The sequence below is a fragment of the Ekhidna sp. genome (assembly GCF_039960695.1).
Classification (GTDB): domain Bacteria; phylum Bacteroidota; class Bacteroidia; order Cytophagales; family Cyclobacteriaceae; genus Ekhidna.
This window is the reverse complement of the sequence record NZ_JBDVKP010000016.1, coordinates 46,757-73,426: the sequence shown is the minus strand read 5'-3', so window position 1 is coordinate 73,426 and position 26,670 is coordinate 46,757. Positions and strand designations below refer to the sequence as shown.

Below are 26,670 nucleotides of genomic sequence, written 5' to 3'. Positions count from 1 at the left end.
AACGGTATCCGCAGGAACCGGGATTTCTGTTAACAATGTGGGTGATGACTTTGAAGTTACCAATACGGCTCCTGATCAAACCGTAGCTCTTTCTGACGGTGGCAATGTGACAATCACTGGGACGTATCCCAACTTCACATTGGCTGTTCCCACGAATCTAGATAACAGTACAACTAACGAAATAGAATTACCAACTCAAACGGGTCAAAACGGAAATTTTCTTACCACCGATGGCTCATCACCTAGCTGGTCTGGGATCAATGAAAGCCAATGGAATACGAATGGAACGAGCGTTAACTATACAACAGGCAATGTGAATATTGGGTCAGGGACAATTCCATCTTCCAGACTACAGCTTTCTACTAACAATGCCAGCAGCACCACGCCTCAGTTAACAATTCTAGAATCAAATGCTACGTCAGATGCATCAATGTATTTCAATCGATCAGGCACCAATATTACCATGGGAATCGACGCAACAGATGGATATTTTAAAATCAGTGGAGCAAACTCACTAGGCAGCAATAATAGAATGATCATTGATAATCAGGGCACTGTTGGGATTGGAGCAACACCTAATGCACAGCTTCATGTTCAAACCAACTCCATTGAGTCAACAACTACCCGATTAACCAATACAACAACAAGTGCAGCTGCAAAGATTGGAATCATGAACGAGTTAGATGATCAAGGAACTGCAACTAAGACTGGATTATGGAATGACATTGATGGAACCATCAGTGAAACCGGAGCTGTAAAGGGTATTTACAATATCATTAACCCAACTGATGGCACCACCTATGGTGTACACACTCAACTCAATTCTGCAGGTACGGGAGTGAGATATGGTTCGTACTCAGATGTAAGAGCTACAGCAGGTAATGCCTCATATATTTATGGATTTAGAGCTAATGTTGATCATGATGGTACAGGGGATGCTTTTGGCATACAAGTCAATATGCTTGGCTCCACCTCTGGTAGACAATACGGCATTTATTCTTCTGGAGAAGACTTTAATTACTTCTCTGGAAATGTTGGTATTGGTGATGTAGAATCTGATGTAGAGCTGACTATTCAATCTTTCAATATCAATTCAATACTCCCGCTCATGAGATTGAATTCAGGAGCAAGCACAAGCGATGCAGCTATAAGCTATAGCATACCTGGAGGAAATGAATTTGTCGTGGGAGTTGATGCAACTGACAATTCGTTTAAAATCAGTGATAATGCATCCTTAGGTTTTGGCAATCGACTTACCATTGATCCAACAGGTAATATGGGAATTGCTCAATCATCTCCCAGTGCACGTTTAGATGTAGTCGGCACAACCGAGCTAAATGGTGCTGTTGATGTGCAGAGTACGCTGGATGTAACGGGTTTGCTTACCGTAACGAATGATATAGAAATTCCAGAATCCAACGCATATACTTACACATCTGCGCAAACCAGATACATTACCTATCATCCCACAGAATTCAAATTGATGAAATTTGATGGTGGATCTGTTGACTTAGTCGCATCAAATTTTACAAATCCCTTCGCCTATTATGCAGGAGGTGGCGGTAGCTTAGCATACGCTACGGTTCCTGTAAAGCTTCCCGAAGGTGCCGTGATAACCAACGTAGAAGCGTGGGTTCTGGATAACGATGCTACTGCAAGCAATTTTGTGCGACTGAACCTCTACAGGAGTCAAATTGGGGTTATTAATTCCAATAGCAATATGGCGCAGGTTGAGACCTCTTCTGAAAGTGCATCTGTCCAATCACTTAACGACAATACATTATTTTTTCAGACGATTGACAATAATAATTATTCGTATCGATTGCTCTTTACGGCAAGAGACAACTCTTCTACTCTACAACTGCATGGAGTAAGAATCACCTACACCGTACTTCAAGTAGATTAATTAACGCTAAATCAGAAACACCATGAAAAGATTTAGAATTATTCTGCTGATCACGTTCGCCAGTTCTACTGATCTGAGCGCACAAGACATTTTTACGAATCAAAATAGCCTAGTAGTGATTAATGCTGGCGTTCCCTTTGTGGTCGAGGGGAGCGCATCAAACAGTGGTTTAATCCTCAACGAAGGTGCATTGAGACTATCCGGAGACTGGAGCAACAGTGGTGACTATCGCTCCGTCTCCGGCACCTTCACACTTTCGGGAGAAAATCAAATTTTTGATCCCGGTGCGTCTACATATGGTCACCTGTCAATCAACTCATCAGGCATGGCTGTAATCAATGATTTAATCATAGGTCAATCTTTAGAATTAGTTAATGGTGTAGTATCTCTTACCTCAGAATCTAAGATTTTACTTTCGGAAAATGCATTTATTTCAGGCGGCAATGCTGATGCTTACATCGACGGAGCGCTGTTTACTTCAACCTTGGGAAATTTCACTTTTCCAGTCGGTACTGAATCCGAATACCTTCCAGTTACACTTACAAATATTCAAGCAACCGATTCTGTTGGAGTTAGAGCACACAGCTCACCCTTAGCGGCAAGTGTTTCCTCACAGATTGATGCATTTTCGCAAAGCAGATACTGGGAAGTTATTGGAAGTCCCTCTTTCACTGCTGAAGCCATCACCTTACCATTAATAAATGAAAATTTCATAGAAAACGAGGAAGAAGCTGTCATTGGAATTAGCTCACTTGATCAAAGTGTTCTCAGCGTTTTGGGGCTACCCTCAATGGAAGGCACACTGGAATCTGGATTCATTTCCACCTCTGCAAATATTCCAGCCGGATACTATGTATTAGCTGATAAAAGTATTCTTGGCCCGCCAATCAAAGTCATCAATGTGGTAACCTCAATGCAAGATGGAAAACATGACTTTCTAAGAATCGAAAACATTGAATTCTATGAAGACAATCTGGTGGAAATTTTTGATCGACAAGGTATCAAGGTCTTTGAAATGAAAGGATACAATAATGCTGATCGGGTATTCAGAGGCAGTGCCAATGTAGGTTCTAGAGGCGTCTTGCAGACAGGCAGCTATTATTATACAGTTAAGCTCACTAGTAGCAAACGAGAGGCTGGTTTTGTTTACATAAAAAATTGATGGCATGAAAAAAGTAATAGTCATTCTCTTTGCATGTTTTTCGCTGGTATCATACGCGCAGCAAGATCCCTTGTATAGCCAATATCAGTTCAATCAACTTATGATAAATCCAGCATATGCTGGCATTTACAACAGACTTTCCGTTGGTGCTATCAGCCGCTTTCAATGGGCCGGTATCGATGGGTCGCCTCGAACAAATACCCTCACCGCACAATCCTCCTTAGCGGAAGGCAAAATCGGGTTGGGTGTCTTGATTTTAAATGATCGATTTGGTGTAAGTAACAACTATGAATTGCAGTTTGCCTCGTCTTACAACATTAAATTCAACAGCACCACCAAGCTCGCCATGGGCATTCAGGGAGGGTTCGTTCAATTTGGATATGACTTCAGCAAAGTCAACTTCGATTTCTTCGACGATCCGGAGTTGATCAATGGTCATGACAATGTTATAAAGCCAAATTTTGGTGCAGGGATTATGCTTTTAAATCCCAACTTTTTTATCGGTGCTTCAGTACCTAGAATCCTCAACGTATCCGTTACTGATGGCTCCATTGTATCGGAACGATATAAAAGACATTATTATCTAACGGCAGGTATTACTGCCGAAATCCAAAAAACACCAGTAAAAGCTACTACTTTGATACGCTCCATGGCTGGTGAAACCTATTCCTTCGATATCACCATCAGTGCCCTATTAGAAGATGTGATGTGGGCAGGGGTTTCGGTAAGGGATTTGAAGCACTTCGGGATATTAGGAATTTTCGAACTCGGTGAAACCTTAAAGCTTGGTTATTCCTTTGAGCTACCTACCAATAACTTAATCCATGGAAACTATGGTACTCATGAGGTATCGATTAACTATAATATTCGCTATGGATATGGAAGACAAGAACCAATATTCTTTTAAGCTTTTCCATTAAGACATGCATAGGCATGATACTATCGTTTAATTTTGCCGCCTCATGGCAAAGCCTACTATTATACACGAAGACAATCACCTGCTGATTGTAGAAAAACCAACTGGCTGGTTGGTACAGGGAGATGAGACTGGCGATGGTACACTTACAGGCTGGGCAACTGAATACATTCGCAGGAAATACAAAAAGCCTGGCAATGTTTTTTGTCAGCCGTGCCATCGACTGGATCGACCGGTAGGTGGACTCGTGATCTTTGCGAGAACCTCTAAGGCGCTGGAACGAATGAATAAGCTCTTCCGTGAGCGCACAATCAAAAAAAGCTACCTGGCGATAGTAGAAGGTGTACCGGAAGATTCAGAAAAAGTATTGAAACATTGGCTAGACAAGGATTTTCAAAAAAATAAGGCACACGTATATACCAAACAAAAAGGAAATGCGAAGGAGGCCATTTTATCCTACCGGATGATCGCCACTCACAGTAAAATTTCTTTGTTGGAAGTAATGCCTGAAACGGGGAGGCCTCATCAGATACGCATCCAGATGCGAGAGAACAAAACCTCGATACGCGGTGATCTTAAGTATGGCAACTCCAAAGCCAACCAAGACAAGAGCATCGACTTGTATGCTTATAAGCTTGAGTTTGAACATCCGGTAAAAAAGGAACCAATAAAAGTAATTTCAAAACCAAAATGGCCTGACTTCCAGGCATTTATTAATGAGTTGGATTGAGCGACTAAAAGTGAAGTGGAATCTTGAGAGTAACTGGCAATTTGTAATCATCATGCTAGTTTTTGCCTGTACAGGAACTACTGTAGTATTGATAAAAAAGCCCTTAATCAACTTATTATTTGAGGATGGCATTCGCCCGCTCTGGTTTCAGATTGCCTATTGGGTGCTTATACTTCCATTTTACAATATCATCCTCCTTTTCTATGGATTCCTATTCCGGCAGTTTGACTTCTTCTGGAAATATGAGCAAAAAATGCTGAGACGTTTCGGTATTAAAGTGAATGCAGACAAAGAATGAGGCAATATCAAAGCTAAATGCTCTTGGAGCGGCCGACACGCCGTTTTCATTCTATTGTGATTTTCTGGGAGAAAAATGGTGTATTGAGCAACACTTATCAGGTAGTCTTGAAGCATCTTTTCAACTAGAAGTCAACGGTGAGTCGAAAGTTCCCAACTACACGGCTCATGAGATGAGGTTTAATAAGAAACCATTAGCATTTAACGATTTCAAGGCTGCCTTTGATCAAGTGGTTCAACAGATCAACATTGGAAATTCTTTCTTAACGAATCTCACATTTCAGACTCCAATTGAAACTAATCTTTCACTTCCTGAGATATTCCAATATTCATCCGCTAAATACAAGTTGATTGTACCAGACAAGTTTGTGGTTTTTTCTCCTGAAACGTTCATCAAAATTCAAGACGATTGCATCTATTCCTACCCGATGAAAGGAACGATTGATGCGGGTATCCCGAATGCTGAAAAGATCATTCTCGAAGATATCAAAGAGATTGCCGAACACGTGACAATCGTTGATTTGATTCGCAATGATTTGAGTCAGGTTGCTGAGCAGGTTGAAGTGACCAAATTTCGCTACATCGATGAGCTGGTAACCAACAACAAGAAATTGCTCCAGGTAAGCTCCGAAGTAAAGGGCACATTGCAACCAAGCTGGAATAGAAACCTTGGAACCATTCTTTCCAAACTGCTCCCTGCAGGTTCTATTTCAGGAGCACCCAAGCAAGAAACTCTCAAGATCATCCAAAAAGCTGAGAGCTATAATCGAGGATTTTACACAGGTATCTGTGGTCACTTTAACGGTAAATCACTTGACACTGGGGTTATGATTCGTTTCATCAAACAAGCAAATGATCAGCTTTTCTATTGCAGTGGCGGTGGTATTACTTCCTTTAGCCTGGCTGAAAAAGAATATCAGGAAATGGTGGATAAGGTTTATTTGGCTGTTTAAAAAATGCGAGTGAAAGAATTCGAAATTGTTCTTCGCACTCGCATTTTTGTCTCTTAATAGTTACCTCACTGTCCCTCTATCCAGGAGCCTCCAGCAGCTTTCACCTGCTCAGCCAGGTTTGATGCTTTCGCTCGTTGAGCCTGAAGTTTAGTATTCATAGTTCCCAATTGATCTTTGATGATCTGCATGGTTGCTTTATGTGTCTCCGTCGGTCCATAAGTTGAGATAGAAATGCCACGATTTAAGGCAAACAGACGACCACCGATGTTTGGCTTACTGCGCTCACCGATCTGATTTTTAGCTGGGTGGCCATTGAGCTCGGTATCCAGTTTATCAAGCTCCTTTTTCATTGCTACAATTTCATTCATCACCTCATTTCCAACATTGGCTTTTCTAGCAGCTACAAATAGTTTATCCGCAGTTTTTCGTGCATTTGATAGCTGAATGGCTGTTGTTCCAACATCTCGCCCAAGGTCCTCATAGGCTCTCCAAAAAGCAACCACTTCGTTCATCGGACTACCTTCTAATGTTCCTTCTCTCAATGGTGTCACTTCTACATCTACTGGACCTGCCAGTTGAGAAAATGTTCCTCGTTCATATTTATTGAGTGTTGCAGCATACGTACCAGGTGCACAAAGCAGTCCGTTGAGTTCTTGTGTATTTCCATTCAAACTCAAGGCTTCAGTACCTCCTACCCTCAGGTTCCAGGCTACCCTGTTAAATCCTTTCTTATTCGGCGCTTTCACTCGATTCACCACCTTGCCTTGCTGATCTTTGATTTCCACATAGACAAAAGGGTCAATCTCTCGTGTTTCGTTTTCCAGCGCATCCCAGCCAGGAAATGGTATATTTCCATTTTGTCCTTTTTCTCTTGCCTGTCTTTGATCTTCCAAGCTTTTAATTTCCTCCTTCAAATAGTAGGTGAATACCGCCCCAAAATCGGGGTTAGGCGCCAGGTAGAGTTGTGACCCTTGCGATCCTCTTGCATCATCAAAATCCATCGTAGAGCGTTCGATATACCACCAGGCTTTTCTCGGTTTGAAAAGAGTAGCCGATTCGTTGATCTGATTTTTGCTCACATTTCGAAGTGCTGAATAATCATCGAGCACGTAAAAGCCTCGCCCGAAAGATGCTGCAACCAAGTCATTTTCTCTTCGCTGAATTGCAAGATCACGGAATGAAATTGTAGGTATTCCTGCCGATAGCTTTGTCCAGCTTTTGGCTCCATCTACAGTGACATAAACCCCAAACTCTGTTGCAGCAAACATCAGGTCTTTATTTACATGATCCTGTACAATTCGCCACACCAAATTCTTGGTACCAAACCCGTTTTCAATGCGCGTCCAACTGGCACCTTTATCCGTACTTTTTACCAGATAAGGTCGATAGTCACCTTCTTTATGATTATCCAATGCTACATAGAGAATGTTCTCATCAAACAGGTCTGCCTTTACATCATTCACGTAGCATCTTGACGGCACACCCACAGCGCTCACTTCTATTTTCTTCCAGGTCCTACCTTCGTCACTTGTCACCTGAATAAGACCATCGTCTGTTCCAATAAAAATAACCTGCTCATTTTTCGGTGAAACGGCAATTGATGTAATGGTATTAAAGTTGGACATTGCCCCCACATCCCATGGTGAATCCCAGCTTTGAGTACGGCCCATGATTGGGAGTGCCACACGCTCCTGATCTCTTGTCAAATCTCCAGACAATGCTGTCCAACTGTCTCCACGATTGGTTGACTTCCAAAGCCTCTGTGATCCATGATAAATGGTGGCTGGGTCGTGTGGAGAGACCAAAATTGGCGCATCCCAATTGTATCGTTCATAGTCTTCATCAGGGCCTGGTTGTGGCATCACGTCTGTTACTTCGCCAGTTGCCAGATCAATTCTAGACAATGTCCCTTGTTGGCGCTGACCATACATGATGTTCGGATTGCCTGGCTCAGTAGCCGGTTGGTGGCCATCCCAGTTGAGCACCACCTTCCAATCCGCATTTCTTATGCCGTGATGGTTGTCTGTTCTTACTGGTCCACCTTCGGTGCTATTGTCTTGCGTACCGCCATACACATTGTAAAATGGCTCAGCATCATCCACAGCCACTTTGTAGAATTGCGTAAGCGGTAAATTCTCCATAAACCTCCAGCTCGCACCCAGATCAAACGTTTCGTAAACACCACCATCAGTTCCTACCAATACATAACTTGGATCAGAGTTTTTAAAAGCAATGGCATGGTTATCACCATGCTTTGCAGTCTCATCCATGTTTTCAAACGTCTTCCCACCGTCTTCTGACTTCATCAGTCGGTTGTTCATCATGTACAGGCGATCGAACTTGTGAGGAGAAGCATATATCTCCTGATAATAGTGAGGTCCTGTTGCCCCTGAAACCGCATCAGACATCTTTGTCCAGCTTCCACCACGATTGTCTGACCTCCAAACTCCTCCTGTTGTTCTGTTGAGTTCAATTGCGGCATAAAGTACATCAGGATTTATCGGTGAAATGGCCAATCCGGTTTTTCCCCATTTGCCCTCCGGTAATCCTGTTTTTAATTGTATCCAAGAATCGCCTGCATCATCACTTACATAGAGTCGAGATTTTTCACCTCCGCCCATCCATGCAGCAATGGTTCGGTGGTGCTCCCAGGTGACTGCATATACTCTATCCGGATTTCTCGGATCAATGACCATATCCGTTACTCCGGTATACTGATCATCACCTAATGTTTTTTTCCAAGTTTTTCCTCCATCAGTCGATTTGAAGAAGCCTCTTTCTCCACCCGGGCTCCAAAGTGGCCCTTGAGAAGCTACCATGATTACATCTGAATTGTTGGGGTGTACAATGATTTTAGAGATGTGTTCGGAATTTTTTAATCCCATATTGGACCAGCTGGCGCCACCATCTGTACTGCGATAAATGCCATCTCCGAAACCTGCATGTCTACCTCCTACATTTTCTCCGGTACCTACCCAAACAGTGTATGGATTGTTTGGATCTAAAGTGACACAACCAATAGAATAAACAGGCTGATCATCGAATATTGGTTTGAAAGTGGTTCCAGCATTTATGGTTTTCCATACTCCCCCAGAGCCTACGGCTACATACCAGACATTTTCATTGGTTGGGTCAATAGCTAAATCGGCAATGCGGCCCGACATAAATGCAGGCCCGATATTTCTAAACTTGAAATTGGAAAATAGTTTAGAATCGAGAGGTTGGACTGAGCTGGAATTTCTTCGCTGAGCATCAACTTGTGCAGTTGTAAGAATTACAAAACTGATAAGAGTGAGGATAGTACGTTTCATGATTTTTAGGTTTAGGTAGTTCTAATTTAGTCAAGAATATAAATATTCTTTTAGCACCATTGATGGGTGGTAGCTTCACTTTTAGAGCGGTAAATACTCGCTATATCATGATTTTGATCCGATGTATACTATTGACTCTCAGTCTTTTCTTGGTAACTTTGCGCTTTGTGATTTTTATTTAAACATCTTCCATTTAGGGGTGTTGGATTAAAAATGAAACATTAGAGACATGATCAAATACAAATTTGAAAATAAGCTTGACAGGGAGTTTGCGGCAGCAATCCGAAAGCGCGTAAATGATTATTTTCAGAATAATGAAATCCAGCGCAATGCCAATTCAAAAATGGTTGTAAAGACCATCGTGATATTATCGATGTATTTGCTCCCTTATTTCTTGTTGATTTCAGCTGGGTTTACCATTCTGTTTTTACTCATGGGACTTTGGATGATCATGGGAGTTGGAAAGGCATTTATTGGCACCACGATCATGCATGATTCTGTTCATGGGTCATACTTTAAGAAGAAATCGATGAATGAGCTGATGACATTTTCAGCGACTATAGTCGGGGTTGACAAATTGATCTGGCACATTCAGCACAACGTACTTCATCACACCTATACTAATATTGAAGAAACGGATGAAGATATCCTCCCACGTGTAGTGTTTAGATATTCGAAAAATCAACCGCATAAATGGTTTCATCGGTTTCAACATATCTATGCACCTCTTTTTTATTGTGTGCCACTATTGGAGTGGATTACCACCAAAGACTTCATCAAAATATTTGACTATCGCCGAATGGGTTTGATTAAGAAGAAAGACTTCCCCATGGAGTTGACAAAGACCATTCTCAGAAAGGTCTTTTACTGGGTTGTTTTCCTTGTTCTTCCGGTCATTTTAATTCCTATCCCTGCATGGATAACTATTATCATGATCTTTGTATCGCACTGCATCACAGGTATTATGCTTGCCATGATCTTCCAGACCGCTCATGTAGTAGAGCCAGCTGAATTTTTTAAGGGAGAATCAGAACATGTGAAGCATAGCTGGGTTATGCATCAACTGAGAACTACCTGCAACTATGGCATGGATCATAAGGTTCTTTCATGGTTTTTGGGTGGACTCAATTTTCAGATTGAACATCATCTTTTTCCAGATATTTGCCACGTACATTATCCGGCTATCTCTAAGTTCGTACAGCAGACGGTAAAGGAATTTGACTTACCATACTATGCTTTCCCTTCCTTTGGTGCAGCAGTAGCCAGCCATTTCAGACACATGAGGGAGATGGGAAGTGCTAAAGACTTGAAGGTAGGTTCTGTTCAAGCAGCTTAGATAATGATTCATGCGGTTCATCGAAAGCATTCTATTTAAAGATGGACGCTACATAAACCTACCGCTTCATCAAGCAAGACTAGATGGTGTGTTTGCTCAGTTTTTGTCCGGTCATGACTCTCATGATCTGGAACAGATTCTTCCAAACTTAAAACTAGCGGGCACATACAAGGTACGCATGGTTTATGATGTTGACTCAGAAGATGCTACCTATGATTTGGAGTTTATAGAATATCAAGCTCGAAAAATAGAAACACTCGAAGTAGTACATACGGCATCCATTCATTATTCATATAAATATGAAGACCGGAGTAGTATCGATTCGCTCTTGCGTGAATCTTCTGCAGATGACATCATCATTGCAGTAAAAAATAAACTAACCGACGGATCGTACTTTAATCTTGCTTTTTGGGATGGTACCTTCTGGTTTACACCAAATACGCCACTTTTAAATGGTGTGAGGAGAACCCAATTGATCCATGAGGGGAGGATTAAAGAAAGAGAAATCCAAGTTGATGACCTATCTGCATTTGAAAAAGTAAGTTTGATAAATGCGATGCTTGATTTAGGACAATTGGAACTTCCTATCTCTCAAATCAAGTCTTGATCGGTTCCCAGAACTTCATATTAACCTTAAAAATTTCCTTTCTATTGCGCTTACTGAACAGGTTTTTAATTACACCATGATACACTTCAATCGCATCACCGGATAGGGCAATGACGATTAAAGCAAGGGTGAAATCAACCTTATAATTGTAATCGTAAAATAGATAGATCATTAGGGTGGCAAGGAAAAACACCTCTGATAGAATAATCAATTTTGTAACTCCATCATACCATTTAGGGATTGCTCCATAGATCATTTTAAAGAAAAAAACATTAACCAGGCACAGTACAATAGCAAGAATTATTGATGCATTTTTCGGCATTGTATCGATGTGATCTTCGTCGATGATTTGGGAAATAATGTTTGCATGAATGATTCCTCCAAACATATCATGTTCAGCTTTTCCAACATATCGCTCATTCATAGGGGTAAAGTAATAGTCTTCTCGTGTGAGAACATCTCCTAAAAATCTTCCCATTGTACACATGATCACTACTTTATCCTCGATTAGATCAGGTGTAAAATTCTCATCCAGAACATCCATGACATCTAGTGTAAAGTACTTCATGCGGGGATTCTGAGAAACAAAATTCATAACGTTTCCCTTATAATTAATGATTTCAACTTCATTTTCTCTGTTCAGAAAACGCTGTGATTTAGCCGAATCTATTGCCATAGCCAACCGGACAGGAAATGCATACCTCATCTCTCCTTTTACCAGTTGCTTTGGAGTAAATTCTCGGCACACTTTTAGATCATGTTGCGTTCGAGCGTCTGTAATGAGGTTTACAAAGCCAAAATCTACATGCTCTGACAGGTGATCTTCAGGCCTTAAAATGTGTGTGAATTCTGTTCCCTCTTTATTTAGATCTACCAGCTTTTCACCAACAATCAGGTTTGGTGTTTCCCGAAAAGCACGAACCAACATGCTATCGTTTTCCAAAGGTTGAGACTCATCTAGCAGGACGTCCAGTCCGATCGCTTTTGGTTTGTATTTGTTTAAGATTCGAATTTGCTGAGCGATTCCCTCTCGGTTGAGTTCTCCAATATTGACAATTACGAGTTCTTCATCAGCGATTGGCTCATCCCTCAATTGTGAAAAAACGATATCGGTAAGCTCAAAATCAGAGAACATTTCTCCAACGGGATCGAATGCATCAAAAATTTTGAGTAATGGTAGTGAAGCGAAGAAGCCAAGGATGGCAAAGATGAAAATCGTGCAGAGAATGGTATCTAAAGTGAATCTTTTCATGCCCTAAAGAAAAAAAACTTTTTTCTCTAACCCTATTCAGTTACCCTCAGTCGACCTTTTGTCTATTGATCTAATCCGTTAATTCTTTGGTATTCAAGAGAAGCATTTGATAGTAGAATGCTGATTTGGGTTGTATGGTTGTCTGAAAAAAAAAGAACCAAAAATATTTCGGTTCCTTCTGGACGCACGTTTCTGAAAATTTAACCTCTTCTATTTCCTTGCATTCTTATGAAACCCTTTCTTTGAGCAAATTCAGAAAGTCTGTAAGTGAAGGTGACCATATAATACGTACCAATGCTTGCAATACGCTCTTCCTGAATGTAGTTGAAGTCTGTGGTACGATTGACACCACGGTTTTGATTGAGGATATCAAATACAGATAGTTTGAGCTGTGCTCTTTCGTTTTTTAAGAATTCCTTTTGAATAGATGCTTCCCATAATTGCACCTCCTGATCACCTGCGAATGAGGCGCTTTTATAAATATTGTAATCGTAGATACTACCAACCGACCATTTCTTTGGCAAGAATAAGGTAGCGTCGACATAGTAGACCCAGTTTGTGTAATCCTGATTTGAACTTTCGTTTGAGCCACTTGTGCTACCAACGGTATAATTCGTTCCAACCGACCAATCAACGACTTTTTTCTTCATGTTTTCCAATGAAAAACTTACTGTATTATTCATCGTAATTGTTTCCGTAGTAACACCATTGACAATAGCAAAACCTTCATTTCTAGCAAGACGATTGCTAATCCTAAACCTTGTCTTGGCAAATTTTATTGGTCGACTGAATGAGGTATAATTAGTTAACATCAACGAATTATCAGCATTTACCGGACGTGAGGTGGTTCTGTTTTGATTATCCACTTCTCTACTTGTTACGATGTTGTCTAAAGTGTAGCTAGCGTTGAAAAAACTAAATAATGATGTAGAGGTAAACTGATCGAAGTAACGAAAATTCAATCTTGCTGAATGTACATACTCTGCATCCAGATTGGGATTTCCTTCATAGATATTCAATGGGTTCGAATTATCAACAACGGGCTGCAATTGCGTGATCGAAGGTGTATTTAAACGAGTATTATAGTTGAAACTTAGTCCCAAGCTTTGAGTAATGTCATAATTTATCCGGGCGAATGGTAGTGTTCTATTAAACTCATTCTCAAAAGTTTGACCTTGCTCCGGCAACTCTCCTGTCAATGAGCTAAACTGATAGTTTGCTCCTGTAGTCACTCTAAAATCATTCAGCGCATAGTTAAAACTTAGACCCGCGCGGTTGTATTTATAATCTCTGTCATAAATGGAACTTAAACTGGAATCAAACACTCTGCCGCCTCCTGAAATGTCATAAAAGTCCTTATCATTAGTTCCTTTTGTTACATTTCGTTCATATCTGAGTTCGAGGTATTTATTTTTCCCCAATGGCTCAGTATAGGCAACCTCTATACCAAGCGTGTTGGATTTGGTTAATGCTTGCTGTTCCTGGTTGGTAACTGCTTCCCCATTATTTACTGATGTGTTAAGAAAATATTCTGAGTCGTTATTTTGCGAGTTTACGCTCAGTTCGGTTACAAATGTCCGACCAATCCTTGGGAATTTCTTTCGATAGATCAATCGTGAATTAATGTTGTGACCTGTTCCCATGGAATTGTAATCGCTTACACTGGATGTAGTATCGGTAGCATTGCGATTGATCGTATTGGTAATATTGGAAACGTCACCATTTTGAAAGCTAAGGGTGTTTCTGATCTGAATATCTTGAGATTTATCAAATTTGTGCTTGACATTCAAATTAAGCGAATGATTGTTTCCAGCACTTATAGAGTTTGCTGATTCTTCTGTATCAAAGGTCTCGTCATTTACGAAGTTGGTTCTATCCGTTTCCTTAGCGGTAATGTTCTCGATTCTGGAAAATAGATAGCTGGCTCTCACTTCTGTTTTTTCGCTCAAATCTCTGTTGAAATTAAGGCCGGCAGATGTACTATTTACAAATCCGTCGCTCAGTCCGTTGTTTATTGTAGCTCCACCACCACCTAACCTAAATCCACCGCCACCACTCATAAGATTTCCCAGGCCGCCCATGAATGAGATGTATTCACCAGTGGAAAATCCCTGTTGATTGATGTTATTATGCTTCCCAATAAATGAAAATTGATTGTCTTCCCGAAATTGATTTATGTTGGCAGACAAAGCGTATCGCTCGTCGGTACCATAGCCTCCACTTACAGTACCAAAAGTTCCTTTTTTGTGATCTTCTTTAAGGGTCAGATTGATGGTCTTTTCATCATTACCATCATCAATACCTGAAAATTGAGAAAACTCAGATTTCTGATCAAAAACCTGAACCTTGTTTACCGCATCGGCTGGTAAGTTTTTGGTTGCCATTTTAGGGTCATCTCCAAAAAATTCTTTCCCGTCCACTAAGACCTTATTCACTGTTTCTCCTTGAGATTTGATGGTGCCATCACGCTCCACTTCCATGCCAGGAAGTTTTTTCAACAGATCTTCCACTACTGCGTTTGTCTTGGTTGCAAATGCCGCTGCATTGTACTCTATGGTATCCTTTTTCATTGTGATAGGAATGGCTACACCTTCCACCACTACTTCTTCAAGTTCAGTCGGATCCAATTGAATAGTCCCCACATTGATATCAATGTTTTTTACCTCTATTCTTTTATCTACTGCTTCATAGCCTACATAGTTGACACGAAGGACATATTTACCTGTCTTGGCATTTTCAATAACAAACACCCCTTGCTCATCTGTCATAGCAAAGGAAGCAAGCACTGAGTCTTGTTCGTGCAGAAGCATGACTGTAGCGGCAAATAATTTTTCACCACCTGAGTCTGTTATGGTTCCTGAAATATTTTGAGCTGTTGTGATTGTGACAAAAAGCAGCGTAGCAGAAAATAATAGTCCTTTCATTTTGAGTATAGTCGGTTAGTTTCTTATTATAACCGTGCCGCCCCGGCCTGTTCCGCCATTCATTTCCCTCATCTCAGCCATCTTTTCCTCTCGAATCTTATCAAACTCTTCTCGCGAAACTTTCTTGCCTTTATTTGGTGCAACTATAGCTTCCGCTTCCGTCAGAGCGCGAATATCAATGTTGGTTGCAGTAATGGTCTGCTGCCCTTCATTCACGCTTACATGCAATATCATTCCTGGAAGGCCTTTGTAATTACCCGGACCCAATGCAACAGGAATTTGGGGTGTAAACCATGCTTCTACAGGAATGGTATCCCTCATTGCTGTCGCTTTTATCGCTTGATACTTGCCAACCGTTTTCATTTCACTGGTCACCTTCCATTCCAACGTACTATCTTCCCCTTCGATGAGAAAAACTCGTCCGAAGAAGTCTTGCTTATTCAAAGAGGTTTTTTTCTTTAAGTTGGTATAGAACTCGCTTTCATCCGTTCGCATCCTGAAACGCATTCGGTCATTCCCGGCTGTCACTTCTTGATTAATATCTTCTTGTTGCTTCACAGTCTTGTAGATCGCTTCTTCACTATTGAAGATCAGTTGCAAATTTGATTTTCTTTCTGCCGGGATCATGCTCCGCATTTCCTCCGGAAATCGATCGGTGTCTATTTTAATCACTCGCTCATAGGTGATTACACCTTCAGTACTTTGAGCAAGCGCTACGGAACCAAGTAACACTAAACTCAGGCAAATTATTTTTTTCACTTTCATATGTTTTGGTAAGCAATAACAACCTTAGACAGCTTAAATGCTATCGAGTTTAACTTGAGCAAGTTACTTTCTCAAAACCTGAAGTGCCGTTAAAATGAGTTAAAGGTTGTTAAACAAAAAAGCCACCTACAATCAAGTAGATGGCTTCTAAAAGTTTTGTGGATTTATGATTATTCGCTGTGTATTTTCTCAACGAGTACATTCACTTTATTATTCATTACCTCAACAACTCCTCCTTCTACCAGAATATGAACTTCTTCTTTTTTCTCCTCTTGGTAACGAATGTCTCCTTTGCCTAGTGTAGAAACCATTGGCGCGTGATTATTCAATATCTGAAATGACCCGTCACTGCCGGGAAATGAGGCACTTAGTACTTCTCCCTCAAATACTTTTTCGTCTGGCGTTACTATTTCTAAAAACATAAGTTTTAAGATTAAGCGTTGGCTTCTGCCATTAGTTTCTCACCTTTTTCAATTGCCTGCTCTATGGTACCTACAAGGTTAAAAGCTGATTCAGGTAAGTGATCAAGCTCACCATCCATAATCATGTTGAATCCTTTGATCGTATCTTTAATATCTACCAATACTCCCTGTAGACCAGTAAATTGCTCTGCAACGTGGAATGGTTGAGAAAGGAATCGTTGAACCCTTCTTGCTCTGTGCACTACTTCTTTATCTTCATCAGACAGTTCGTCCATACCAAGGATGGCAATAATGTCCTGAAGTTCTTTGTATCTCTGAAGGATCTCTTTCACGCGCTGTGCACAATCGTAGTGATCGTCACCCAGAATGTCGGCACTTAAGATTCTTGAAGTAGAATCAAGTGGATCCACCGCAGGATAAATACCTAATTCCGCAATCTTCCTTGAAAGTACTGTGGTAGCATCTAAATGAGAGAATGTAGTAGCTGGAGCTGGATCTGTCAAGTCATCAGCAGGTACGTAGACAGCCTGTACAGATGTAATTGATCCTCTTTTTGTGGATGTAATCCGTTCCTGCATCAGACCCATCTCTGTGGCAAGTGTAGGTTGGTAACCTACTGCTGATGGCATACGACCAAGGAGTGCAGATACTTCAGAACCAGCCTGAGTAAATCGGAAGATGTTGTCCACAAAGAAAAGGATATCCTTTCCTTTTCCATCGCCATCACCATCTCTATAGTGCTCTGCAACCGTCAATCCTGAAAGCGCTACACGCGCACGAGCTCCGGGAGGTTCGTTCATTTGACCGAAGACAAATGTTGCCTTAGAATTTTTAAGTTTTTCTTTATCTACTTTGGACAGGTCCCATCCGCCTGCTTCCATGGATTCTTTGAATTCTTCACCGTAATCAATGATTCCAGCTTCGATCATCTCTCTAAGAAGATCATTTCCTTCCCTTGTTCTTTCACCCACACCAGCAAATACAGACAAACCACCGTGTCCTTTTGCAATGTTGTTGATCAATTCCTGAATCAATACGGTTTTACCAACACCCGCACCACCAAACAATCCGATCTTACCTCCTTTTGCGTAAGGTTCGATCAAGTCAATTACTTTAATACCTGTAAAAAGTACTTCTGTCGCTGTGGACAGGTCTTCGAATTTAGGCGCATCTCTGTGGATTGGTAAACCATTCGAATGGTCTACTTGCTCCATGCCATCGATAGCTTCTCCAACAACGTTGAAAAGACGCCCTTTGATCGCTTCGCCTGTAGGCATTTTAATAGGTGATCCCAAATCAGTTACTTCAGCACCCCTGCTAACGCCATCCGTACTTTCCATCGCGATGGTTCTCACAGCTTCTTCACCTAAATGTTGCTGAACTTCCAAAATCACCTCAACACCGTCCGGACGAGTCAATTTTAGTGCGCCCATGATTTTTGGAAGTTTTGATCCTTCAGCACTAAAGCTCACGTCTACTACCGGGCCAATAATCTGGGTTACCTTACCTTTATTTGCCATTATTTCTTGTGGTTATATTAATGGGGTTGTTTGAAATTTGGTGCGAAATTAAGGGAAAAAAAGATAAGGAAAAAGGGTTTTTCAACCTCATCCATTCAGGTAAATCCGGAAAGTTGTCCCTTTATTGGTTTCTGACAGTTTTACAAAAATCTTTCCTCTGTGATATTGTTCAATTATCCTTTTTGCCAATGTTAGTCCAAGTCCCCAACCACGCTTCTTAGAAGTATATCCAGGACGGAAGACATTTTTAATTTTCGATTTAGGGATTCCTTTTCCTGTATCCTGTACATCCACGGCAATATGACCTTCATTTGCCCTTAAAATGCTAATGTGAATGGATCCCTTGCCTTCCATGGCATCTGCTGCGTTTTTGCATAAATTTTCTATAACCCAAGCAAAAAGTGATTCATTAATTTTCGCTTCAATATCACGATTAGGAAAAGTGGAAACGGTCATTGTGATTTTTGTAGACAGTCTTTTTTGAAGGTAAATAACTATTTCATCAACTGTATCCGCAATATTGAGCATTGTCAATTGAGGTTCACTTCCAATACTTGAAAAGCGATCAGTAATTACCTTCAAACGATCTACATCTTTATCAAACTCAACAAGCGCTTCTTGCTGATCTTCATATATCCCTTTGAAATACTCTGACCAGGCCATCAATGAGGATAGAGGCGTGCCTAGCTGGTGTGCGGTTTCTTTTGCAAGCCCCACCCAAACGTGATCTTGTTCAACACGCCTCATATAATTAAGGATCAAAAAAGTGATTATACTGAAGAGTGCAATGATGGAAAGTTGAACATACGGATAATATTTTAATTGACTTAGTAAAAATGAGTTCTTATAGAAGATGTATTTATACCCGTAAATGATATCTTGATCGTCTTTTAGGGTAACTTCTATGGGCGGATGAGCTTCCTTCATCACTTCAATTTCTTCGCGAAGAAACAGCTCTCTATCTGCAGGATCCAATATGCTACCCGCTTTACTCAAGTTACGGAAGTCTTCAGGTCTTTCATTTTCATCAGTGAGAATCACAGGAATGGAATGATTCGCTGCAACGATCTCATCCAGAATGAGGAAGAAGTTTACGTTTTCGCTTTCATTAGCCAAAAACTCCAGCGAACTGGCATATATTTCGACTTGTCTTTGTTCCCGATCTCGAATTTGAGCTACAAGGCTATTTGTATAAAGTATAGATCCAAAGCTTATTAAAACAGCAAACCCCACCACGATCCACTTTAAATGTGGTCGCAGTGGGGCTAGTGTATTGCCTGTAGCTTCTTTAAACTTTTTCTTCAAAGGATGATCGTTTGGTTAAAAATAACCACGATCATCTTAATTCTTTTGCATCAGCCACTTTGCGAGTACTTTATAGTTCACTTTTGCGCCGTGCATAAGTATTCCAATTCGATAAATTCTTCCGGCCAACCAAAGGGTAAAAATAAACCCTCCTACGAGCGTAACCATACTTAATGCAATCTCCCATGCAGGGACGCCGAATCCGATCCTACCCATCATTACAATAGGTGAGGTAAAAGGAATGACAGATAGCCAAAAGCTAACTGACCCGTGTGGATCATTAAATACAAACATAAAGAGCCCCATTAAACCAACAATGATTGGCATCATGATTGGCATCATAAATTGCTGAGCATCTGCCGGTGTATCTACCGCAGAACCAACCGCTGCGAAAAGCGCTCCATAAAGCATATATCCGCCAAGGAAGTAGAAAACAAACAGAAGTACTATTTGGGTTATCGGAATATCTCTGATAATGGTCATTATTTCCTGTACCTTCTCATTTGCCTGGACAGCAGAAGCTTCATCCGCCTGTTGCATCATTTGTGAAGACTCCATTGGATCAATACTTAAACCAAATGCCGACATACCAGCGAAAGAGATTACACTCATCAAAATCATCCAAATCAAAAACTGGAATATACCAACTGAAGCAACTCCTACCACTTTTCCTATCATCATATGGAATGGGCGAACTGTAGAAACTATTACCTCTACAATCTTGCTATTTTTTTCTTCGATCACACCTTGCATCACTTGCGCTCCATAAGCAAACAAGAAAATGTAAATAAGGAATCCCATTACATAACCTATTCCAAAAGTAAATCCGGCATCACTTTTCTTTTCATCACCGGTTTCAGTGATATTAAATGAGTCTATTCTTACATATGTTTTTAGCTGGTCGAGCTGTTCCTCTGTTAGCCCTGATCTGGTCAATTTGATGTCTCTTATTTGTGCTTCAATATTATTCTCAAATCGATCAACAAGGTTTACGCCAGGACTGGTTTTTGCATAGAACACCACTCCTTCCGGCTTATCAATATCAAAATCTGGAATGTATATAAGTGCAAAATCTTCTGATTTGCTAAACTCATCTTTGGCTGATTCCAGCGAGCCTTCTACAGATTTATATGAGTATCTGTCAGAATCCTCAAAACTTAAAAGACCGCTTTCATCCAATACCTGAACAACTTCTGTCTCTTTATTTTTTTCATTTTGAATGGCGAGATAAACCATACCGCCAATTACTGCTGGAAATATCAATGGCACTAATATCGTGGCGAGCAAGAAGGATTTCTTCTTTACTCTGCTCATGAATTCACGCTGTATTACTAAAAATATCTTATTCATATGATTAAGTCTTTTGGTGATTTAGGCTTCTGCCAATTCAGGATTTTCTCCTTTTACTAGTGAAATAAATATGTCATTCATACTAGGGATTCTCTCCACGAATGAATGAATTTCGACCTGGCCGATCAACTGCTTTAAAAGTTCATTTGGGTTGCCCTCTGCTGAATACTGTATAAGTGAGCGTTTCAGGCCTCTTCCTATCTCTTCAGTGCTTATAACTTCATATCCTGCTCCAGTTTTTATCTCACCTTCTTTGAACTCAACAATGTAGGAGCCATCACGAAACTTCTCCTTGATTTCCACTTTAGAGCCATCAAGTATCTTTTCTGATTTATGGATCATTGCCACATGATCGCACAATTGCTCAACGGATTCCATTCGGTGAGTAGAGAAAATGATTGTAGCTCCCTTTTCTCTTAACTCTAGAATCTCATCCTTGATCAAATTTGCATTCACAGGATCAAAACCGGAGAAAGGTTCATCCAGGATTATTAATTTTGGCTCATGCATAACCGTGGCTATAAATTGAATCTTTTGAGCCATGCCTTTAGAAAGATCTTCGATCTTTTTCCCCCACCAGTCCATGATTTCAAGCTTCTGACACCATGCTTTGCCTCGCTTTGAAGCTTCTTTCATGGAAAGCCCTCTGAGCTGTCCCAGGTAAACCAGCTGCTCTCCTACTTTCATTTTTTTGTATAATCCTCTTTCCTCAGGCAGGTAACCAATATTTCGAATATGGTCGAGGTTTAGTGGCGAACCATCAAATAGGATCGCGCCTTGGTCTGCTTCAATGATTTGGTTTATGATGCGAATGAGTGTTGTTTTTCCTGCACCATTAGGCCCAAGTAGGCCAAAAATGGTTTTTTCCGGGATATCCATGCTCACATCTGACAATGCTTGATGCTCGCTATAGGACTTGCTTATGTTTTCTACTTTTAATAGGCTCACAATGATTTCGGTTTTTTGGACATTAGTGCACGAAACTAGGAAAATATTACACAGCAGCGTATTTTTTTCTACTGACTGGATTTTGCGACTAATTTAGTGGCTTAATTGCACACCTAACCGGCAATATGATTTTAAGGCGTTTTTATTCTTTGTGGGCCATTTTTTCAATGGTTTTCTACTTTCTTATTCTCATCGTTCCATTACTCTTAATGGTACCATTTAAGCCTTTGCATAAAGTAGCACTCAAAATCAATTGTATTTGGGCAAAATGTTTTTTGAAAATGTCTTTTATTCCAATTCTTCAGGAATGGAAATTTGAACTTGATAAAGAACAACAATATATTCTTTGTTCAAACCATTTTTCATATCTGGATATTCCCATTTTAGGTTTGTTCCCCATGCCATTCAAGTTCGTCGGGAAAAGTTCGCTCGCTCGCATTCCCCTTTTTGGATATATGTATCGTACGCTGCATATCACTGTAAATAGATCCAGTTATCGAAGTAGAGCAAGAAGTCTGGTCAAAGCAAGAGAAGCTGTGGCAGATGGTTTTAATCTCGGTTTTTTCCCGGAGGGTGGTATTCGTTTGGAGAGCTATCCAAAAATGGTTGACTTCAAAGATGGAGCGTTTAAAATAGCTGCTGAAAATAATTTACCGATCATCCCTGTCTCTATGCCTGATAATTTTCGGATTCTTCCTGATGATGACCTTCTCAATATCCGAAGGAAAAAATGTCGAATTGTCTATCATCGGCCCATTTGGCCTGTTGGAAAAGAAGATGAGGATGTGAAAAAACTCAAACAGGAGGTTTTCCGTGTCATTCAAACAGAATTAAATCAATCAGCTGTTGCTGGTTAACTTTGTCATTCATGAAAATCACAAAAGAGATCGTAACGAAAACCGCTCATCTGGCGCGGCTTTCATTTAATGAAAAGGATGAAAGGCAAATGGTCGAGGATTTACAAAAGATGGTAGATTGGGTAGACAAGTTAAAAGAGGTAGATACAGAAGGTGTTGCGCCTTTGATTGGAATGTCGACAGAAATAAATGCGTTTCGAGAAGATATGGCTAGCAATCAGCTATCTCGTGAAAAAGCATTGAAAAATGCACCCAGACAAGATTCTGAATACTTCAGAGTACCTAAAGTGATTAATTAACTGTGAATAAGACTTTATTGAAACCTCTAACAGGATTGTTCATAGCGTGCATGCTAGCTATGTTGTGGTCCTATCAATCCGGATATGATAATGCAATCGATTGGGAAGTTACAACGACGGGTGAAATTATTGAATTTCCTGCCTGGACATTAGAAACAGATTTAACTTCTCACGAAATAAAAGGCGAAAAATATCTTTTAAGTGAACAATACACAGGTAGTGAAATAAAGAGGGATATATTTCAGGATCGGGCTTTCTTGAGCTTAATGTGGCTAGGCCTCTGTGTTGCTCTTGTGGCAGCCACCTACTTAAAGAGGTATGCATTCTTTATTATAGTTGCGCTCTTTGCCCTTTTCCTAAACAGGCTCAATTTATTTGAAGTTGGCTTGTTTGGTCTTCAGACCAAAATGGTCGTTTTCATTCCTGCACTTGTTTTAATTATTCCCTTGGTTATTTTCCATGAGTATAAAAAGTCAACCCCGCTTCTCATCCGTATATTGACATTGTTGATATTGAGTACTCTCCTTCTTTTTGGAGTCAAAAATGGAGTACTATTTACAGATCACATCATTGCTCACTCACTTTTTGGATTTGCGGTATGTGCGCTCTTGTTCCTATTTATTATTGCGGAGGAGATCAACTTCAGCATTTTATACGTGGTGACCTCAGGTAAAGGCGGAAAAAATAATCATGTTCATTTTCTCATCCTTTCCCTGATTTATCTTGGAAATTTGATCCTATATTATCTCAACAAGTCGGGATTATACGAAAATGGTTTCCACTTTTTTGATCCATTTATTCTACTATCTATCTCTGGCCTGATAAGCTTATGGAGCTTAAAGTCTAAGTCTGATCTTCTATCTAAATACCTTGCTAAATCCACGCTTTACTTGCTGGTACTCGGCTTAGGCATTACTAGTTTGATCTTTCTAACACATCATATGATTAGAGGAAATGATGCGGTATATCAGGCTTTTCATTATTTCGTTCTGTATTTCCATATTGGCTTTGGCACTCTATTCTTTTTATATGTCATCGGCAACTTTATTGACCCATTGATTAAGGGGATGGAGATTCATAAAATAGTCTATAAAGAAAGAAACTTTCCATATGCAAGTGCACGTCTAGGCGGATTCTTTGCTGTGCTTGCATTCTATTTCTTGGCGGGGCAAGAACCATATAATTTACTTAAGGCTGGTTATTACAATTACCTTGCTCAAAAGGCTAAAACAGAAGGCAACTCGCTTCTTGCTAATGAATACATTTTACAGGCCAGCTATCTTGGTTTTAATACACATTATGCAAACTACTCTCTTGGCTGGAAAGAGTTAAAAAAGGGTGCAGAATATCCGGCTAAAACTTATTTTTTCAGTAGCTCTCAACGATATCCTTCACCGTATGCTCTGATAAATTACGGAAATTTGGATGCTGAAGTAAATGTGAATAAGGTTCAAGCCGTCTACGAAGAATCTCTTCGAAATGAAGTCAATGGAGAAGTAGAAAATAATCTTGGCCTTTTACACATGCAAAAAAGGAATCTGGACCAAGCACTCAACTATTTTCAGAAAGCAAATCCTCTTAATGAATGGAACAACGCTCCAACTGTTAACAAATGGAATGTTTTTAAAAAGATGGAATTGATTGATTCCAGCTCTATTCTGGTAGACTATGAGGATGGAAACTTCGGTGTAAAAAGTAACATACTTACCACTCAAACTTTGAATACACCACTATCATTTACGTATTCAGGAATTGAAAATGCAGGCTATCTACACCGGCAGACTTACCTACTCAACAGCAGTTACATATTTGATCATGATTCGATTGAAAGTCTGATTAGGAAAGAAGTTGAAAACTCGACTGATGGTGTATTTAATAACCGACTGAGAAAGGCTTTAGCAATTCATCTCTACAATAAAGGTGAAGTTAATGATGCCTTTATGATGCTAGATTATTTGCAAGCCAACACACATCAATATTATAAGGGTGAGTATTATGACGCCTTGGGTAAGCTTGCTTTAGATCAGGATGCTTACAAATTATCAGTAGAATTCTTCGATAAAGCACTTGATTTAAAATTCACAAAATCGCTTTTTAGTCGTTTGGAAGTTTTGGCTAGAATGGGTGCCAAAAGCAAAGTGCCGGATGAACTTTTGAAAGCGCTCAAAAGGAACCCTGAATTGACAGAAAAGTCCAATGTCTTCTTAGACAAACTGGAAAATTACAAGATTCCTCACCCAAAAATTCGTCTCATCCCGAAACTGGATGGTCTATCCGAGGTAGAATTAATTGCATTGGGTCGAATGAATGCTTTTCACGAAACTCAAGTAGTTGCTGTTGTAGATGAATTGAAACGAAGAGGAACTTCTGGAGGATATGAACTTTTGGTAGACGCTATTGAGATTAATCCTTACAGTGTGGATTTGCTCAGCAAGTATGCATTTGTCTCTCTTGATTGGAATCTAATAGAATATGCTGATCAAGCGATGGAAAAGCTTAGCGAACTGCTTCCGGCCTCTGAATACAATTCCATAAGCAAGCGATTTGACGAACATAAGAAAGAATTAGATGCTGCATCTTGGTAGCAAAGAGATAAAAAAAAGCCTCTTGATTTCTCAAGAGGCTTTTTACTTTATTCAATCTATTCCTAGTTGGCGAACTTGAATAGAATATTCTGAATCATTTTCTGACGAACAGGCTTACCACGTTGCTTACCTGGTTTCCATTTTGGAGATTCTTTCAAAACTCTTACTGCTTCTTCATCGCATCCAGCTCCAATACCCTTAACTACGTGAATGTCAGTCAAGCTTCCATCACGCTCCACAACGAACTGAACGAACACTCTTCCTTCTATTCCCATTCGCTGGGCTTGTCTTGGATACTTAAGTTCTTTCTTCAGGTACCCATAGAATGCTGTGATACCTCCAGGAAATGACGCAGACTCTTCTACAATTGTGAAAATCTCATCTACATTCTCATCTTCAGGAGCTTCTTCGAATACAATCTCTTCAACCACAGTTTCCTCGGTCACTTCTACGTCCAATTCAACTTCAATTTCTTCTTCGATTTCTTCCTCATCAGGGATCTCAATGATCTCTGGGATTTGAACTTTCGGAGGTGGGGGAGGTGGCTGCTCGGTAGGTGGAATATCAATGATATCCTCAAAGTCATCATCAATATTACCAAGGTCCATCAGGCCTGAGTCATCATAAGTCCTCCATTCGAATGCCAATATAATCAGCAACAAACTGGCTGCCATTCCAATGTTCAGGAAAAGTCCTGATTGTCTGGAAAGGTCTATTTTCGGATTTTTTTTAGGTTCCATATTCCTTCTTTTGTGAAGTTGAACATCAAATATATGTCCTTCAATTTTTATATACCAAAAGGACGAGGGTATTTACTTAAACTAAGCAAAAAACATTCCAATATTTCCTATCCTCCTACTTCTGCCTTATAATCTTCGGCAGAAATTAGGTGATCCCCTTTATCTGAGATTTTGATTTTTATCATCCATCCTTCACCATACGGATCTGAGTTTACAAACTCTGGATTGGACTCTAGCGATTCATTGACTTCAATCACTTCGCCAGATAATGGCATAAATAGATCAGAAACAGTTTTTACAGCTTCAACAGTTCCGAATACTTCTCCAGTATCCAGAGATTCCCCTTCTGTTTCTACTTCTACGTAAACGATATCGCCTAATTCGCCCTGAGCGAAATCAGTAACACCAACGGTTGCGACATCACCGTCTATTTTCACCCATTCGTGATCTTTGGTATACTGTAATTCTGATGGAATATTCATGTG

The 26,670-nt window shown here is 40.2% G+C and carries 22 protein-coding genes; 11 read left to right on the top strand and 11 right to left on the bottom strand.

From position 1 onward, the window contains the following. The 6 genes from ABJG98_RS10095 to ABJG98_RS10070 form a co-directional block, all read left to right on the top strand. Positions 1-1,906: hypothetical protein (locus ABJG98_RS10095; RefSeq protein ID WP_348279390.1), on the top strand; the 1,906-nt coding region annotated here is incomplete at its 5' end. A gap of 22 nt (positions 1,907-1,928) precedes the next feature. Then, positions 1,929-3,068, top strand: coding sequence for a gliding motility-associated C-terminal domain-containing protein (locus tag ABJG98_RS10090; RefSeq protein WP_348279389.1), 1,140 nt, complete (start codon positions 1,929-1,931; stop codon positions 3,066-3,068). Positions 3,069-3,072: 4 nt separating this feature from the next. Further along, entirely contained in the window at positions 3,073-3,975 is a 903-nt protein-coding gene (locus ABJG98_RS10085; RefSeq protein ID WP_348279388.1) for a type IX secretion system membrane protein PorP/SprF, read from the top strand. Positions 3,976-4,030: 55 nt separating this feature from the next. Further along, the gene (locus tag ABJG98_RS10080) at positions 4,031-4,714 is read left to right on the top strand and encodes an RluA family pseudouridine synthase (RefSeq protein ID WP_348279387.1); all 684 of its coding nucleotides are present in this window, start codon (positions 4,031-4,033) and stop codon (positions 4,712-4,714) included. Then, positions 4,701-5,012 carry a DUF6787 family protein gene (locus ABJG98_RS10075; RefSeq protein ID WP_348279386.1) on the top strand — a complete coding sequence of 104 codons (312 nt, stop codon included), beginning with the start codon at positions 4,701-4,703 and terminating at the stop codon, positions 5,010-5,012. The genes ABJG98_RS10080 and ABJG98_RS10075 overlap by 14 nt, the downstream gene beginning before the upstream one ends. After that, on the top strand, positions 4,996-5,964 hold the full coding sequence (locus tag ABJG98_RS10070; RefSeq protein WP_348279385.1) for an aminodeoxychorismate synthase component I: 969 nt from the start codon (positions 4,996-4,998) through the stop codon (positions 5,962-5,964). Before ABJG98_RS10075 ends, ABJG98_RS10070 begins: the two co-directional genes overlap by 17 nt. A 65-nt stretch (positions 5,965-6,029) precedes the next feature. Here the strand turns inward: ABJG98_RS10070 and ABJG98_RS10065 are convergent, their stop codons facing one another. After that, positions 6,030-9,275 carry a glycosyl hydrolase gene (locus ABJG98_RS10065; protein ID WP_348279384.1) on the bottom strand — a complete coding sequence of 1,082 codons (3,246 nt, stop codon included), beginning with the start codon at positions 9,273-9,275 and terminating at the stop codon, positions 6,030-6,032. Between the two features lie 229 nt (positions 9,276-9,504). On the opposite strand from ABJG98_RS10065, the gene ABJG98_RS10060 reads away from it, so the two are divergent. Both ABJG98_RS10060 and ABJG98_RS10055 read left to right on the top strand, forming a co-directional pair. Continuing rightward, positions 9,505-10,611 carry an acyl-CoA desaturase gene (locus ABJG98_RS10060; protein WP_348279383.1) on the top strand — a complete coding sequence of 369 codons (1,107 nt, stop codon included), beginning with the start codon at positions 9,505-9,507 and terminating at the stop codon, positions 10,609-10,611. 10 nt (positions 10,612-10,621) lie between these two features. Then, positions 10,622-11,218 carry an aminotransferase class IV gene (locus tag ABJG98_RS10055; protein ID WP_348279382.1) on the top strand — a complete coding sequence of 199 codons (597 nt, stop codon included), beginning with the start codon at positions 10,622-10,624 and terminating at the stop codon, positions 11,216-11,218. Here the strand turns inward: ABJG98_RS10055 and ABJG98_RS10050 are convergent. From ABJG98_RS10050 to ABJG98_RS10015, 8 genes are all read right to left on the bottom strand, one after another. Continuing rightward, positions 11,208-12,470 (bottom strand): CHASE2 domain-containing protein, encoded by a 1,263-nt coding sequence (locus ABJG98_RS10050; RefSeq protein WP_348279381.1) that lies wholly within the window; start codon positions 12,468-12,470, stop codon positions 11,208-11,210. The genes ABJG98_RS10055 and ABJG98_RS10050 overlap by 11 nt on opposite strands. Before the next feature lie 200 nt (positions 12,471-12,670). After that, entirely contained in the window at positions 12,671-15,394 is a 2,724-nt protein-coding gene (locus ABJG98_RS10045) for an outer membrane beta-barrel family protein (RefSeq protein WP_348279380.1), read from the bottom strand. A 15-nt stretch (positions 15,395-15,409) separates the two neighbouring features. After that, positions 15,410-16,153 carry a GLPGLI family protein gene (locus tag ABJG98_RS10040; RefSeq protein WP_348279379.1) on the bottom strand — a complete coding sequence of 248 codons (744 nt, stop codon included), beginning with the start codon at positions 16,151-16,153 and terminating at the stop codon, positions 15,410-15,412. A 176-nt stretch (positions 16,154-16,329) separates the two neighbouring features. Further along, the gene (gene atpC / locus ABJG98_RS10035; RefSeq protein ID WP_348279378.1) at positions 16,330-16,581 is read right to left on the bottom strand and encodes an ATP synthase F1 subunit epsilon; all 252 of its coding nucleotides are present in this window, start codon (positions 16,579-16,581) and stop codon (positions 16,330-16,332) included. Positions 16,582-16,592: 11 nt separating this feature from the next. Continuing rightward, a complete protein-coding gene (gene atpD, locus ABJG98_RS10030; protein WP_348279377.1) occupies positions 16,593-18,101 on the bottom strand; it encodes a F0F1 ATP synthase subunit beta in 1,509 nt (502 codons plus the stop codon). 87 nt (positions 18,102-18,188) lie between these two features. Next, a complete protein-coding gene (locus tag ABJG98_RS10025; RefSeq protein WP_348279376.1) occupies positions 18,189-19,406 on the bottom strand; it encodes a HAMP domain-containing sensor histidine kinase in 1,218 nt (405 codons plus the stop codon). A 36-nt stretch (positions 19,407-19,442) separates the two neighbouring features. After that, positions 19,443-20,756, bottom strand: coding sequence for an ABC transporter permease (locus ABJG98_RS10020; protein WP_348279375.1), 1,314 nt, complete (start codon positions 20,754-20,756; stop codon positions 19,443-19,445). A gap of 21 nt (positions 20,757-20,777) precedes the next feature. Then, positions 20,778-21,704, bottom strand: a complete 927-nt coding sequence (locus ABJG98_RS10015) for an ATP-binding cassette domain-containing protein (RefSeq protein ID WP_348279374.1) — start codon at positions 21,702-21,704, stop codon at positions 20,778-20,780. A gap of 281 nt (positions 21,705-21,985) precedes the next feature. On the opposite strand from ABJG98_RS10015, the gene ABJG98_RS10010 reads away from it, so the two are divergent. The 3 genes from ABJG98_RS10010 to ABJG98_RS10000 are packed head-to-tail and all read left to right on the top strand — an operon-like array spanning position 21,986 to position 25,445. Then, a complete protein-coding gene (locus ABJG98_RS10010; protein WP_348279373.1) occupies positions 21,986-22,561 on the top strand; it encodes a lysophospholipid acyltransferase family protein in 576 nt (191 codons plus the stop codon). A gap of 11 nt (positions 22,562-22,572) precedes the next feature. Then, positions 22,573-22,860 (top strand): Asp-tRNA(Asn)/Glu-tRNA(Gln) amidotransferase subunit GatC, encoded by a 288-nt coding sequence (gene gatC, locus ABJG98_RS10005; protein WP_348279372.1) that lies wholly within the window; start codon positions 22,573-22,575, stop codon positions 22,858-22,860. A gap of 2 nt (positions 22,861-22,862) precedes the next feature. Further along, positions 22,863-25,445: a hypothetical protein gene (locus ABJG98_RS10000; protein ID WP_348279371.1), complete on the top strand. Its 2,583-nt coding sequence runs from the start codon at positions 22,863-22,865 to the stop codon at positions 25,443-25,445. Between the two features lie 62 nt (positions 25,446-25,507). Here the strand turns inward: ABJG98_RS10000 and ABJG98_RS09995 are convergent, their stop codons facing one another. Together ABJG98_RS09995 and gcvH are read right to left on the bottom strand one after the other, a co-directional pair. Further along, on the bottom strand, positions 25,508-26,185 hold the full coding sequence (locus tag ABJG98_RS09995; RefSeq protein ID WP_348279370.1) for an energy transducer TonB: 678 nt from the start codon (positions 26,183-26,185) through the stop codon (positions 25,508-25,510). Positions 26,186-26,292: 107 nt separating this feature from the next. After that, entirely contained in the window at positions 26,293-26,667 is a 375-nt protein-coding gene (gcvH, locus tag ABJG98_RS09990; RefSeq protein ID WP_348279369.1) for a glycine cleavage system protein GcvH, read from the bottom strand. Between the last annotated feature and the right edge of the window lie 3 nt (positions 26,668-26,670).